This is a genomic window from Pseudomonas sp. URMO17WK12:I11 (assembly GCF_007677725.1).
In the GTDB taxonomy this organism is placed as follows: Bacteria; Pseudomonadota; Gammaproteobacteria; order Pseudomonadales; family Pseudomonadaceae; genus Aquipseudomonas.
The window spans coordinates 164,713-177,806 of the sequence record NZ_VEDF01000002.1; the positions used below are offsets into that span (position 1 = coordinate 164,713).

The window sequence follows — 13,094 nt, forward strand, 5'->3', positions numbered from 1 at the left end:
ATTGAATACGAATCGATATCATTTGTTGCGCGCGGGGGAGAAGACGGGGCAGTTCGGGGAATTTTCAGAAAATTGTGAAATTATTTTTTCAGCGGGGATTTTTGGGGGCTGCTGCGCAGCCCTTTCGCGACACAAGGCCGCTCCCACATGGGAATGCGACCTCCTGTGGGAGCGGCCTTGTGTCGCGAAAGGGCCGCAAAGCGGCCCCAGCAATCTCAAGGCTTAACAAGCACCAGCAGCCAAGGCCCATAGCTGCGCACCTCACCACCATGGGGCCGGATCACCGCCCGCAAGGCCGCCTCAGGTTTACGCAGGTCATAAACACCGGTGACTCGCTTGTCACCCAGCGCCTTGTCCCGCAGCACCACCTCTCCCGGCAGGTACCGCGCCAGTTCCTGCACCAGCTCGGCCACGCGCTGGTCATCGGCAATCAACTGACCTTGGCGCCAGGCGGCGGTCTGCGAAGGTACGAAGGTCTTCACCTGAACGATCCCCTCGGCATAACGCAGCCGCTCCCCGGCGGTGAGGGCATCCGAGAGCAGACGCGCATCGGCGACATCCTCGACCCGCACCGAACCATGCTGCACATCTACCCCCACCGTGCCCGGCCGCAGCTCGACGTTGAACGCCGTACCGGTCACCGTCACCTTGACCGCCTCGGCGCGCACATGGAACGGCTTGGTCTTGTCGGGCTTCACCTCGAAGAACGCCTGCCCGGCCAGCAGCTTCACGTCGCGGTGATTGCCGGAGTAGTCCACGGCGATGGCAGTGTCGCTGTCCATCTGCACCACGCTGCCATCGGCCAGGGTGATATCGCGGGTCTCGCCCTGGGCGGTGCGATAGTCAGCCTGCAGGCGCAGGCTCAGGGATGGCGCCACGGCCACCAGCAGGCAGGCCGCCACGGCCGCCCCAAGCCACCAGCGTCGGCGGCGTACAGGCAATTGCACCACCGGCGCCTTGGGCCAGTGCTCGATGGTGGCCGGTGCCAGCTGGCCAGTGAGCTGCCAGAGCTTTTCGGCCTTGCGATAGGCCTCGGCATTGGCGGTATCACTCGCGCACCACTGCTCGAACGCCTCGCGCAGTTGCGGGTCGTACGGGGCCTGCTGCAGGCGCAGGAGCCAGTCCAGGGCCTGCTCGCGGCGGCTGGCGGTGAGGTCTGCTGACGTCATGTCGGGCATGGCTCCTGGGGGATCTCTGAGGCGCGAATGGCCGCGAAGGGTCGCACAGAGTCGCCCCGTTCAGCAAAAGACGCGGCAGCCGGGCGTTTTTTCACAGGTCATCCTCCAGGCGTGCCATGCAGTGGCTGAGGGCATCACGCACCAGCTGGTGCACCAGGCTGACCGAGACGTTCAGGTGCGTGGCCACCTCCTGCAAGGTATGCCCGCCCAGGCGGTGCATCTCGAAGGCCACGCGGGTGCGCAGCGGCAACTCTTCGAGGGCGCGGCTGATGGCGCTGAGTTCATTCTGCTGGGTGACGGCCTGTTCGGGCGAGGCGCTGCTGGACGGCAGTTCGGCAAGGATCTCGTCGCCGCCGGGCTGGGCCTTTTCCGTGGCGCTGCGGCGGGTCTGGTCGAGGGCCAGGTTGCGCACGATGCGGTACAGGTAGCTGGCCGGGTGGCGGATGTCGGCATCGTCCTGCTGGCGGCTGAAACGCAGCCAGGCTTCCTGCACCACATCTTCGGCGCGCGCGCGGCAGCCGACGATCGGCGCGGCATAGTCGAGCAGTGCCGCCCGGTGGGCCAGGTAGAGCTGGAGTTTGTCGTCCGCCACGAGGTGGTATGCCAGAGGGTTTCGGGGGCGGCGATGTTACCCGTAGTCGAGAATCATTATCAACGGTTGGATTTGTGTTGCCTGTCCGGGCCTCTTCGCGGGTGAACCCGCTCCCACAGGGATCGTAGAGATTTCGGGGGCTGTGCAGTACCTATGGGTTCCACAGGTACTGCACAGATTTCGAGAACTGCGCAGTACCCTGTGGGAGCGGCTTTAGCCGCGAAGCAGGCGACTCGGTGTCAGAGCCTTACACTGGCAAAGGTCGACTCGTTGCGCGCCTGGCTCAGGGCCGCCATCGGCCCGCTGTGCGGCGACAGGGTCATGGCCTGCGGGATTGGCATCATCGCCACCTGCTGCGTGGTGTTGGAGCCGACGCGCTCGTCGCGCGGCGGGATGCCGAAGTATTCGCGGTAACACTTGGAGAAGTGCGGCGTGGACACGAAGCCGCACACCGAGGCGACTTCGATGATCGACATCGGCGTCTGCTTGAGCAGCTGGCGCGCGCGGATCAGGCGCAGCTTCAGGTAGTAGCGCGACGGCGAGCAGTGCAGGTATTTCTGGAACAGCCGCTCGAGCTGGCGGCGCGATACCGACACGTAGACGGCCAGTTCGTCGAGGTCGATCGGCTCTTCGAGGTTGGCTTCCATCAGCGCGACGATTTCCTGCAGCTTCGGCTGGTTGGTGCCGAGCATGTGCTTGAGCGGCACGCGCTGATGATCCTGCTCGTTACGGATACGCTCGTAGACGAACATCTCCGAGATGGCTGCCGACAGCTCGCGGCCGTGATCGCGGCTGATCAGGTGCAGCATCATGTCCAGCGGCGCGGTCCCGCCTGAACTGGTGAAGCGATTACGGTCGAGGGTGAATAGGCGGGTGCTCATGTTGACCCGCGGGAACGCCTCCTGCATGGCGGCCAGGCATTCCCAGTGCACGCTGCAATCGAAGCCATCGAGCAGACCGGCACAGGCCAAGGCCCAGCTGCCGGTACACACCGCGCCAAGGCGGCGTGACTGGCGAGCCTGGGCCTGCAGCCAGGTGACATGCTCGCGGGTAACGGTGCGCTGAATGCCCACGCCACCGCAGACGATCACTGTGTCGATCGGTGGCGCACTGTGCATGGCGGCATCGGGGGTGATCTGCAGGCCGTCACTGGCCCATACCTGGCCGCCGTCGACGGTGAGCGTGTGCCAGCGGTACAGCTCGCGGCCGGACAACTGGTTGGCCATGCGCAGCGGTTCGACCGCCGATGCCAGGGAGATCAGGGTGAAATTATCCAGAAGAAGAAACCCGATGGACTGGGGTGCTGTGCGGTTCTGGGTTGAATTCCCGGAGGTGTACGACGTCATCGCGATTTCTCCTCACACAAATGCAGGGTGTGTGCCTCAGGCGGGCACTGATTTCTTGTTATTGCCCCCGTCTCATGTGTAGGGGCTGGTTTCCAATCCCAACGCAAACGCCGTGCCTGAAATTGAACGGCTGATCGAAAAAACCTGAAAACGACGTCTTCATCTGCCAAATCAGGTACTTCGAGCGTTGTGAAGATCCTGCTGAAACGCGCGTCCTAGCGCCGTTGCTGTAACTGCTGAGCAATTAAGTGACACGCGTTGGGTAAGTTGCCCAGAAACGACACTCTTGAGTGTCACCGACAATGCCCACATCGATTGCGACAGCCGACGATCGGTCGCCTGCGCCGTGCACTGAAACGGGGCTTGGCGCACCGATAAAACTCAAGGGCTTCTACCCGGGCGATGCAAGCTGCCCGTGCAGAAGCCCTTGTGATCGATCAGCCCGTCAGCACTCGATGGCGCTGACCGCCAGCCCGCCGCGCGAGGTTTCTTTGTATTTGTCGTGCATGTCGGCGCCGGTGTCACGCATGGTGCGGATCACCTGGTCGAGTGAAATGAAATGCTCGCCGTCGCCGCGCAGCGACATCTGCACCGCGTTGATCGCCTTGACCGCAGCGATGGCGTTGCGCTCGATGCACGGCACCTGCACCAGGCCACCGACCGGATCGCAGGTCAGGCCCAGGTTGTGCTCAAGGGCAATTTCGGCGGCGTTTTCCACCTGCGGCGGGGTTGCCCCGAGCACCTCGGCCAAGCCGGCAGCCGCCATGGCGCAGGCCGAGCCGACCTCGCCCTGGCAACCGACCTCGGCGCCTGAGATCGATGCGTTCTTCTTGCACAGGATGCCCACCGCCGCTGCCGCGAGAAAGAAATCGACCACGCTCGACTCATCCACTGCGTCGCTGAAGCGCATGTAATAGTGCAGCACCGCAGGAATGATCCCGGCGGCGCCATTGGTCGGCGCGGTGACCATGCGCCCCCCGGCGGCGTTTTCTTCGTTGACCGCCAGGGCGAACAGGTTGACCCACTCCATGGCGCTCATGGTCGAGCCGATCACGTTGGGCTTGCCGATCTCTTGCAGGCTGCGGTGCAGCTTGGCGGCGCGGCGCCGCACATTGAGCCCACCGGGCAGCGTACCTTCGTACTTGAGGCCGTTGTTGACGCATTCCTGCATCGCGTCCCACAACTTGTGCAGGCCTGCGCGAATCTCCGCTTCGCTGCGCCAGACTTTCTCGTTGGCCATCATCAATTGCGACACGCTGAGGTCGTTTTGCTTGCACAGCCGCAGCAGTTCGGCGGCGCTGTTGAAATCGTAAGGCAGCACCGTCTGATCGGCGTCCAGCACACCGCTGGCCGCCTGCGCGGCATCGACCACGAAACCGCCGCCGACCGAATAGTAGGTATCGCGATGCAGCTCACCCTGAGCGCCTTCGGCGATCAGGGTCATGGCGTTGGGGTGATACGGCAGGTTCTCTTCCAGCAGCAGCATATCGCGGGCCCAGACGAACTCGATGGGCAGGCGGTTATCCAGCTTGAGGACATGGGTTTCGCGCAGATCGGCAATGCGCGGCACGATCTGGTTAGGGTCGATGGCGTCGGGCCATTCGCCCATCAGGCCCATGATGGTGGCGTTGTCAGTGCCGTGACCGACGCCGGTGGCCGACAGCGAGCCGTACAGGCGCACCTCGATCCTTTGCACCTGTTCCAGCTCACCGCGCTCACGCAGCCCCTGGACGAACAGGGCGCCGGCACGCATGGGGCCGACGGTATGTGAGCTGGAAGGCCCGACACCGATCTTGAACAGGTCGAACACGCTGATGGCCATTGTCGAATCACCTCTTGCTGGGCTTGTCTCTGCGCGCCAGGCGCAGGGCGGGGCAACTGCTAGGCTGAAGCTGCGAGCCGCCAGGAATGCACGCATCATCGGGCTTTTGCCTACCCCCTCGCCGTCTGCAACCGACGTACTTTTGTCCAGCAGCGCCGCTGGTTTTCGGCCATCGATGCGCCGCTTTCAAACGCGCTTGTGACGTAAAAATGCGGTGGGAGGGATGGAAAAATCCATAAACGACATCGCCCGTACTGGAAGCGACCCGTTGCGTACTGGTTACGACCCCACCAGTAGGCGATTGCCCGGCGCTGGAGGATTATCGAAAGCGACTCGTAAAGCACGGCCACGCAACCTGCCCTCTGCAGGCCTGGTCGACCGGACCCTGAGAAAACCCGGCGACCCACGCGAACCCGAAGACAAAATCACAGGAGTCCACCCATGAAAGGTTCACCCTCGCTGTTGCTGGTCGCGATGCTGAGCGCACCGCTGCTGGCCCAGGCCGCCGAACCCGAGCAGTGCCAGACGGTACGCTTCTCCGACGTCGGCTGGACCGACATCACCGTCACCACGGCGACCACCAGCGTTGTGCTCGAGGCACTGGGCTACAAGACCCACACCACCATGATCTCGGTGCCGGTGACCTACAAGTCACTGGCAGCCGGCAAGGACCTGGACGTGTTTCTCGGCAACTGGATGCCGACCATGGAAAACGACATCAAGCAGTACCGCGATGCCGGTACGGTGGAAACCGTGCGCGCCAACCTGGAAAACGCCAAGTACACCCTCGCCGTGCCCCAGGCGCTGTACGACAAGGGCCTCAAGGATTTCAGCGACATCCCCAAGTTCAAGGATGAGCTGGGCGGCAAGATCTACGGCATCGAGCCGGGCAACGATGGCAACCGCACCATCCAGAGCATGATCGACAAGAACGCCTTCGGCCTCAAGGATGCCGGTTTCAAGATCGTGCAATCGAGCGAAGCCGGCATGCTGTCGCAGGTCGACCGCGCGCAGAAACGCGGTGAGGCGATGGTGTTCCTGGGTTGGGAACCGCATCCGATGAACACCCGTTTCAAGATGCAGTACCTGACCGGCGGGGACGACTTCTTCGGCCCCGACTTCGGCAAGGCCACTGTGTACACCAACACCCGCAAAGGCTACGTGCAGCAATGCAGCAACGTCGGCCAACTGCTGAAGAACCTGTCGTTCGAGCTCAAGGACGAGAGCACCATGATGGGCTACGTCCTGGACGACAAGATGAAGCCTGACGCAGCCGCCAGGAAGTGGCTCAAGGACAACCCCGGCAAGCTCGATACCTGGCTGGCCGGCGTTACCACCGTGGATGGCAAACCAGGCCTTGAGGCGGCCAAGGCCAAGCTCGCTCAATAACGCAATACGCCGTAGCGCTACCTCGGGGCGGGACCGTGCCCGCCCCGGACTGATTTCAATCTTTGCAGGTGGAAGCTCGCTATCATGCTTATCGATCAGAAAATACCCTTGGGGCAGTACATCGCGTCGTTCGTCGAATGGCTGACCCAGAACGGCGCGAACTATTTCGATGCCATCGCTCAAGGCCTGGAATTCATGATCCATGGGGTCACCAGCGCCCTGACCTTCTTCAACCCCTTCGTGCTCATTGCCATCTTCGCCGCGCTCGCGCACTTCATTCAGCGCAAGTGGGCACTGACCGCATTCGTCGCCGTGTCATTCCTGTTGATCCTCAACCTGGGTTACTGGCAGGAAACCATGGAAACCCTCGCCCAGGTCACCTTCGCCACCGTGGTGTGCGTGGCCATCGGTGTGCCGCTGGGTATCGTCGCGGCGCACAAGCCGATGTTCTACACCGCCATGCGCCCGGTGCTTGACCTGATGCAGACCGTGCCGACGTTCGTCTACCTGATCCCGACCCTGACCCTGTTCGGCCTGGGCGTGGTGCCGGGGCTGATCTCGACGGTGGTGTTCGCCATCGCCGCGCCCATTCGCCTCACCTACCTGGGCATCTGCGACGTCCCGCAAGAGCTGATGGACGCCGGCAAGGCCTTCGGCTGCTCACGCCGCCAACTGCTCACCCGAATCGAACTGCCGCATGCGATGCCGAGCATCGCGGCCGGCGTTACCCAGTGCATCATGCTGTCGCTGTCGATGGTGGTGATCGCCGCCCTGGTGGGCGCCGATGGGCTGGGCAAACCTGTGGTCAACGCACTGAACACCGCCGATATCTCCCTGGGCTTCGAAGCGGGCCTGGCGATCGTGCTGCTGGCGATCATGCTCGACCGTATCTGCAAGCAGCCGGAACTGCCGGCAAGGGGTGAGGCATGAGTATCATTCGATTCGAAGACGTCGACGTCATCTTCTCCAACAAGCCGCGCGAGGCGCTGTCGCTGCTCGACCAGGGCCAGACCCGCGAGCAGATCCTGCAGAAGACCGGCCTGGTGGTTGGGGTGGAAAAAGCCAACCTGGACATCAACAAGGGCGAGATCTGCGTCCTGATGGGCCTCTCAGGCTCGGGCAAGTCGAGCCTGCTGCGCTGCATCAACGGCCTCAACACCGTGAGCCGCGGCAAGCTGTTCGTCGAGCACGAAGGCAAGCACATCGACATCGCCCACTGCACCCCGGCGGAGTTGAAGATGATGCGCACCAAGCGCATTGCCATGGTGTTCCAGAAATTCGCCCTGATGCCTTGGCTGACGGTGCGCGAGAACATCAGCTTCGGCCTGGAAATGCAGGGCCGCCCGGAAAAGGAGCGGCGCAAGCTGGTCGATGAGAAACTCGAACTGGTCGGCCTGACCCAATGGCGCAACAAGAAGCCCGACGAGCTCTCCGGCGGCATGCAGCAGCGCGTGGGCCTGGCCCGGGCGCTGGCGATGGACGCCGACATTCTGTTGATGGACGAACCGTTCTCGGCGCTCGACCCGCTGATTCGCCAGGGGCTACAGGATGAGCTGTTGGACCTGCAGGCCAAGCTGAGCAAGACCATCGTGTTCGTCAGCCATGACCTGGACGAGGCGCTGAAGCTCGGGAGCCGCATCGCGATCATGAAGGACGGGCGGATCATCCAGTACAGCAAGCCGGAAGAGATCGTGCTGAACCCGGCCGACGAATACGTGCGCACCTTCGTCGCCCACACCAACCCGCTCAACGTGCTGTGCGGGCGCAGCCTGATGCGCAGCCTGGACAACTGCAAGCGGGTCAATGGCTCGGTGTGCCTGGACCCCGGTGGCGATTCGTGGCTGGACCTGGGCGAAGGCAATTCGATCAAGCGCGCGCGCCAAGGGCAGAACGGGCTGGACATGCAGAACTGGGCGCCTGGGCAGGCCGTCGAAGGCCTGGGCCGCAGGCCGACGCTGGTGCATGCCGACATCGGCATGCGTGAGGCGCTGCAGATTCGTTACCACACCGGTAACAAGCTGGTGCTGCAGGACAACGACAAGGTCGTGGGGATTCTCGGTGATACCGAGCTTTACCACGCCTTGCTCGGCAAGAATCACGGGTGATGCAAATGGGGCCGCGTTGCGGCCCTTTCGCGCCCGCTCTGGCGTTCCGGCAAGGCCAGTGTTCGATACGTGAGCGAGGCTTGCGCAGTCTCTGCAGGAGCGCCCTGGGGGCGCGAAAGGAGGGCAACGCCCTCCCAGCAAGGTTTCAGCGAACGACGATTCCGCGCGACGCCATGTAAGCCTTGGCCTCTGGCACGGTGTATTCACCAAAGTGGAAGATACTGGCCGCCAGCACCGCGCTGGCGTGCCCTTCCAGAATGCCATCTGCCAGGTGTTGCAGGTTGCCCACCCCACCCGAAGCAATCACCGGAATGCCCAGCGCGTCACTGATGGCGCGGGTAACGCCCAGGTCGAAGCCATTTTTCATGCCGTCCTGATCCATGCTGGTCAGCAGGATCTCACCGGCACCCAGGCCTTCCATCTTCCGTGCCCACTCAACGGCATCCAGCCCGGTCGGCTTGCGCCCACCGTGGGTGAAGATCTCCCAGCGCGGCGCTTCACCTGGCCCGGACACCTTCTTGGCATCGATGGCAACGACGATGCATTGCGAACCGAAACGGTCTGCCGCTTCGCCGACGAACTCCGGGTTGAACACCGCAGCGGTGTTGATCGAAACCTTGTCGGCACCGGCGTTGAGCAGGTTGCGGATATCCTGCACGGTGCGCACGCCACCGCCGACGGTCAGCGGAATGAACACCTGGCTAGCCATGCGCTCGACGGTATGCAGGGTGGTATCGCGACCGTCGACGCTGGCGGTGATGTCGAGGAAGGTGATTTCATCGGCACCCTGCTCGTTGTAGCGACGGGCAATTTCCACCGGGTCGCCAGCATCACGGATGTTCTCGAACTTGACGCCCTTGACCACACGGCCGTTATCCACGTCCAGGCAAGGGATGATGCGCTTGGCCAGTGCCATGATTGCGTCCTCAGCCTTGGTAGTTGTCACAGAAGGCCTGGGCCTCGGCGACATCGAGGGTGCCTTCGTAGATGGCGCGGCCGGTGATGGCGCCGATGATCCCTGGGGCCTTGGCCTCCAGCAGGGCTTTGATGTCACCCAGGTTGTGGATGCCGCCCGAGGCGATTACCGGGATCGACGTGGCTTCGGCCAGGGCCTTGGTGAAGGGCACGTTGCAGCCCTGCATCATGCCGTCCTTGGCGATGTCGGTATAGACGATCGCGGAAACGCCATCGGCCTCGAAGCGCTTGGCCAGGTCGATGACCTGCACCGAGCTGACCTCGGCCCAGCCGTCGGTGGCGACGAAGCCGTCTTTCGCGTCCAGGCCCACGATGACCTTGCCTGGGAAGGCTTTGCACGCTTCGGCGACGAACTCAGGCTGCTTGACCGCCTTGGTGCCGATGATCACGTAGCTGACACCCGCCTTGACGTAATGCTCGATGGTTTCCAGCGAGCGAATACCGCCACCGATCTGGATCGGCAGGTGCGGGTAGCGCTTGGCGATGGCGGTGACCACTTCACCGTTGACCGGCTGGCCTTCGAAGGCGCCGTTGAGGTCGACCAGGTGCAGGCGGCGGCAGCCCCCTTCGACCCACTTGGCGGCCATGCTCACCGGGTCGTCGGAGAATACCGTGGAGTCTTCCATGCGGCCCTGGCGCAGGCGTACGCAGGCACCGTCCTTCAGATCGATAGCGGGGATAATCAGCATCTTGGGAACCTGTCTGTTCTTGGGGGTTCAGGGCTTTTCGAGTGCCCACAGATCGCTTTCGATGCTCTCGAACCGCTCCTTGAGGTGCAGCTGAACATCGGCAATCGCCCTGTTGTAGTAATGGGGTGCAATTTCTTTGCTGAACAGCTCAAGGACCTCGGCCACCTCGAACGAACCCAGCTGCAGTTCGAAGCGGTCTTCGAGAAAGCGCTTGAGTGTGTCGAGCGCCTCGCGTTCCTCTTCGGGAGCCAGGGTAATGATCGGGGCCTTGGTCTTCGAGCGGCTCATTTACCAGCGCCCGTCCCAGGCCACGAAGTTCTGCAGCAGCTGCAGGCCATGGGTATGGCTCTTCTCCGGGTGGAACTGCACGGCAAAGCGCGAGCCATCTGCCAGGGCGGCGGCGAAATCGACGCCGTAGTGGCCGCGACCGACCACCTGGCCCGGCTTGCCGGCGTTGATGTAGTAGCTGTGCACGAAGTAGAAACGTGCGCGGTCGCTGATGTCGTGCCACAGCGGATGGTCGATGGTCTGGCTGACCTCGTTCCAACCCATGTGCGGCACCTTCAGGTGCTCGCCGTGTTCTTGCAGGTCCTTGCCGAAGAAACGCACCTGGCCTGGGAACACACCGATGCAGTCTACACCGTCGTTTTCTTCGCTGTGCTCGAGCAGCGCCTGCATGCCGACGCAGATGCCGAGAAACGGGCGGTCCTGGCTGACTTCGCGGACCAGGCTGTCGAAGCCCAGGCGGCGGATTTCGGCCATGCAGTCGCGAATCGCGCCCACGCCCGGAAACACCACGCGGTCCGCTTCGCGAATCACCGCAGCGTCACTGGTGACCATCACCTTGCCGGCACCGACGTGCTCCAGCGCCTTGGCCACCGAGTGCAGGTTGCCCATGCCATAGTCGATTACCGCTACCGTCTGCATTTACAGGCACCCTTTGGTCGACGGCATCTGCCCGGCCATGCGCTCGTCGAGGGTCACGGCCATGCGCAGGGCGCGGCCGAATGCCTTGAACACGGTTTCGATCTGGTGGTGGGTGTTGTGCCCACGCAGGTTGTCGATGTGCAGCGTCATCAGGGCGTGGTTGACGAAGCCCTGGAAGAACTCCTGGAACAGGTCGACATCGAAGCCGCCCACGCTGGCGCGGGTGTACGGCACATGCATCTGCAGGCCTGGGCGGCCGGAGAAGTCGATGACCACGCGCGACAGCGCTTCGTCCAACGGCACGTAGGCGTGGCCGTAGCGGAAGATGCCCTTCTTGTCGCCAATGGCCTGGGCGAACGCCATGCCCAAGGTGATACCGACGTCTTCGACGGTATGGTGATCGTCGATATGCAGGTCGCCCTTGCACTCGATATCCAGATCGATCAAGCCGTGTCGGGCGATCTGGTCCAGCATGTGTTCAAGGAAAGGCACGCCGATATCGAATCGGGCCTTGCCGCTGCCATCGAGGTTGATCGAGCACTTGACCTGGGTTTCCAGGGTATTGCGCTCGACGGAAGCCTTACGTTCGACCATCACCAGCTCCGCAAAATCATGGGGCGAAAAGGGCTCCATTATAGGCCCAGATCGCGCTGGCTTGAAACGCGGATGACATATGGCAAGGCAAGGAATTGCGCAGGCGCACAGGCCTACAGGTCTATACAACCGAGCAATTGGGGCTGCTTTGCAGCCCATCGCGACTTGCAGTCGCTCCTACGGGGTAAGCGCATCCCCACGTAGGAGCGACTGCAAGTCGCGATGCGCCGCAAAGCCCCCAACGGGGTGAGCGCACCCCACGTAGGAGCGACTGCAAGTCGCGATGGACCGCAAAGCGCCCAACGGGTGAGCGCATCCCAATGTAGGAGCGACTGCAAGTCGCGATGGACCGCAAAGCCCCCAACGGGGTGAGCGCACCCCACGTAGGAGCGACTGCAAGTCGCGATGGACCGCAAAGCCCCCAACGGGTGAGCGCACCCCACGTAGGAGCGACTGCAAGTCGCGATGGACCGCAAAGCCCCCAACGGGTAAGCGCACCCCACGTAGGAGCGACTGCAAGTCGCGATGGGCCGCAAAGCGCCCAACGGGGTGAGCGCATCCCCACGTAGGAGCGACTGCAAGTCGCAATGGGCCGCAAAGCCCCCAACGGGGTAAGCGCACCCCACGTAGGAGCGACTGCAAGTCGCGATGGGCCGCAAAGCCCCCAACGGGTAAGCGCACCCCACGTAGGAGCGACTGCAAGTCGCGATGGGCCGCAAAGCCCCCAACGGGGTGAGCGCACCCCACGTAGGAGCGACTGCAAGTCGCGATGGACCGCAAAGCCCCCAACGGGTGAGCGCACCCCACGTAGGAGCGACTGCAAGTCGCGATGGACCGCAAAGCGCCCAACGGTGTGAGCGCACCCCCACGTAGGAGCGACTGCAAGTCGCGATGGACCGCAAAGCCCCCAACGGGGTGAGCGCACCCCACGTAGGAGCGACTGCAAGTCGCGATGGTCCGCAAAGCGCCCAACGGGTAAGCGCATCCCCACGTAGGAGCGACTGCAAGTCGCGATGGATCGCAAAGCGCCCAACGGGTGAGCGCATCCCCACGTAGGAGCGACTGCAAGTCGCGATGGACCGCAAAGCCCCCAACGGGTGAGCGCATCCCAATGTAGGAGCGACTGCAAGTCGCGATGGACCGCAAAGCGCCCAACGGGTGAGCGCATCCCAATGTAGGAGCGACTGCAAGTCGCGATGGACCGCAAAGCCCCCAACGGGGTGAGCGCACCCCACGTAGGAGCGACTGCAAGTCGCGATGCGCCGCAAAGCCCCCAACGGGGTGAGCGCATCCCCACGTAGGAGCGACTGCAAGTCGCGATGGACCGCAAAGCCCCCAACGGGTAAGCGCACCCCACGTAGGAGCGACTGCAAGTCGCGATGCGCCGCAAAGCCCCCAACGGGGTGAGCGCACCCCACGTAGGAGCGACTGCAAGTCGCGATGCGCCGCAAAGCCCCCAACGGGGTGAGCGCACCCC

Annotated in this window: 12 protein-coding genes; 3 read left to right on the forward strand and 9 right to left on the reverse strand. The window is 63.2% G+C overall.

The window, feature by feature from the left end; all coding sequences use genetic code 11:
- Positions 1-215 precede the first annotated feature (215 nt).
- From FS665_RS03995 to FS665_RS04010, 4 genes are all read right to left on the reverse strand, one after another.
- Positions 216-1,169, reverse strand: a complete 954-nt coding sequence (locus tag FS665_RS03995) for a FecR family protein (RefSeq protein ID WP_145183779.1) — start codon at positions 1,167-1,169, stop codon at positions 216-218.
- A 100-nt stretch (positions 1,170-1,269) separates the two neighbouring features.
- On the reverse strand, positions 1,270-1,770 hold the full coding sequence (locus FS665_RS04000; protein ID WP_145183782.1) for a sigma-70 family RNA polymerase sigma factor: 501 nt from the start codon (positions 1,768-1,770) through the stop codon (positions 1,270-1,272).
- Positions 1,771-2,009: 239 nt separating this feature from the next.
- Positions 2,010-3,116 (reverse strand): GlxA family transcriptional regulator, encoded by a 1,107-nt coding sequence (locus FS665_RS04005; RefSeq protein WP_145183786.1) that lies wholly within the window; start codon positions 3,114-3,116, stop codon positions 2,010-2,012.
- Between the two features lie 445 nt (positions 3,117-3,561).
- Entirely contained in the window at positions 3,562-4,938 is a 1,377-nt protein-coding gene (locus FS665_RS04010) for an L-serine ammonia-lyase (protein WP_145183789.1), read from the reverse strand.
- A gap of 441 nt (positions 4,939-5,379) precedes the next feature.
- Here FS665_RS04010 and FS665_RS04015 point away from each other — a divergent pair, with 441 nt between their 5' ends.
- The 3 genes from FS665_RS04015 (at position 5,380) to choV (ending at position 8,432) form a co-directional block, all read left to right on the forward strand.
- Positions 5,380-6,327 carry a choline ABC transporter substrate-binding protein gene (locus FS665_RS04015; RefSeq protein ID WP_145183792.1) on the forward strand — a complete coding sequence of 316 codons (948 nt, stop codon included), beginning with the start codon at positions 5,380-5,382 and terminating at the stop codon, positions 6,325-6,327.
- 81 nt (positions 6,328-6,408) lie between these two features.
- Complete coding sequence (gene choW, locus FS665_RS04020; RefSeq protein ID WP_178108297.1) at positions 6,409-7,257, forward strand: choline ABC transporter permease subunit; 849 nt, start codon at positions 6,409-6,411, stop codon at positions 7,255-7,257.
- Complete coding sequence (gene choV, locus FS665_RS04025; protein WP_145183799.1) at positions 7,254-8,432, forward strand: choline ABC transporter ATP-binding protein; 1,179 nt, start codon at positions 7,254-7,256, stop codon at positions 8,430-8,432. Before choW ends, choV begins: the two co-directional genes overlap by 4 nt.
- 145 nt (positions 8,433-8,577) lie before the next feature.
- On the opposite strand, the gene hisF is transcribed toward choV, so the two are convergent.
- From hisF to hisB, 5 genes are read right to left on the reverse strand one after another with little or no spacing between them, the layout of a single operon-like run.
- Positions 8,578-9,348, reverse strand: coding sequence for an imidazole glycerol phosphate synthase subunit HisF (gene hisF / locus FS665_RS04030; protein ID WP_145183803.1), 771 nt, complete (start codon positions 9,346-9,348; stop codon positions 8,578-8,580).
- A 10-nt stretch (positions 9,349-9,358) separates the two neighbouring features.
- Positions 9,359-10,096 carry a 1-(5-phosphoribosyl)-5-[(5-phosphoribosylamino)methylideneamino]imidazole-4-carboxamide isomerase gene (gene hisA / locus FS665_RS04035; RefSeq protein WP_145183805.1) on the reverse strand — a complete coding sequence of 246 codons (738 nt, stop codon included), beginning with the start codon at positions 10,094-10,096 and terminating at the stop codon, positions 9,359-9,361.
- Between the two features lie 27 nt (positions 10,097-10,123).
- Complete coding sequence (locus FS665_RS04040; protein WP_027917568.1) at positions 10,124-10,384, reverse strand: DUF2164 domain-containing protein; 261 nt, start codon at positions 10,382-10,384, stop codon at positions 10,124-10,126.
- Positions 10,385-11,023, reverse strand: coding sequence for an imidazole glycerol phosphate synthase subunit HisH (hisH, locus tag FS665_RS04045; RefSeq protein ID WP_145183808.1), 639 nt, complete (start codon positions 11,021-11,023; stop codon positions 10,385-10,387).
- On the reverse strand, positions 11,024-11,617 hold the full coding sequence (gene hisB, locus FS665_RS04050) for an imidazoleglycerol-phosphate dehydratase HisB (protein WP_145183813.1): 594 nt from the start codon (positions 11,615-11,617) through the stop codon (positions 11,024-11,026).
- Positions 11,618-13,094: the final 1,477 nt, after the last annotated feature.

Excerpts from the sequence above, each read along its gene's own strand:
- FS665_RS03995 (WP_145183779.1), bottom strand. The coding sequence starts at position 1,169 with ATGACGTCAGCAGACCTCACCGCCAGCCGCCGCGAGCAGGCCCTGGAC.
- FS665_RS04005 (WP_145183786.1), bottom strand. The coding sequence starts at position 3,116 with ATGACGTCGTACACCTCCGGGAATTCAACCCAGAACCGCACAGCACCC.
- FS665_RS04010 (WP_145183789.1), bottom strand. The coding sequence starts at position 4,938 with ATGGCCATCAGCGTGTTCGACCTGTTCAAGATCGGTGTCGGGCCTTCC.
- FS665_RS04015 (WP_145183792.1), top strand. The coding sequence starts at position 5,380 with ATGAAAGGTTCACCCTCGCTGTTGCTGGTCGCGATGCTGAGCGCACCG.
- choV (WP_145183799.1), top strand. The coding sequence starts at position 7,254 with ATGAGTATCATTCGATTCGAAGACGTCGACGTCATCTTCTCCAACAAG.
- hisF (WP_145183803.1), bottom strand. The coding sequence starts at position 9,348 with ATGGCACTGGCCAAGCGCATCATCCCTTGCCTGGACGTGGATAACGGC.
- hisA (WP_145183805.1), bottom strand. The coding sequence starts at position 10,096 with ATGCTGATTATCCCCGCTATCGATCTGAAGGACGGTGCCTGCGTACGC.
- FS665_RS04040 (WP_027917568.1), bottom strand. The coding sequence starts at position 10,384 with ATGAGCCGCTCGAAGACCAAGGCCCCGATCATTACCCTGGCTCCCGAA.
- hisH (WP_145183808.1), bottom strand. The coding sequence starts at position 11,023 with ATGCAGACGGTAGCGGTAATCGACTATGGCATGGGCAACCTGCACTCG.
- hisB (WP_145183813.1), bottom strand. The coding sequence starts at position 11,617 with ATGGTCGAACGTAAGGCTTCCGTCGAGCGCAATACCCTGGAAACCCAG.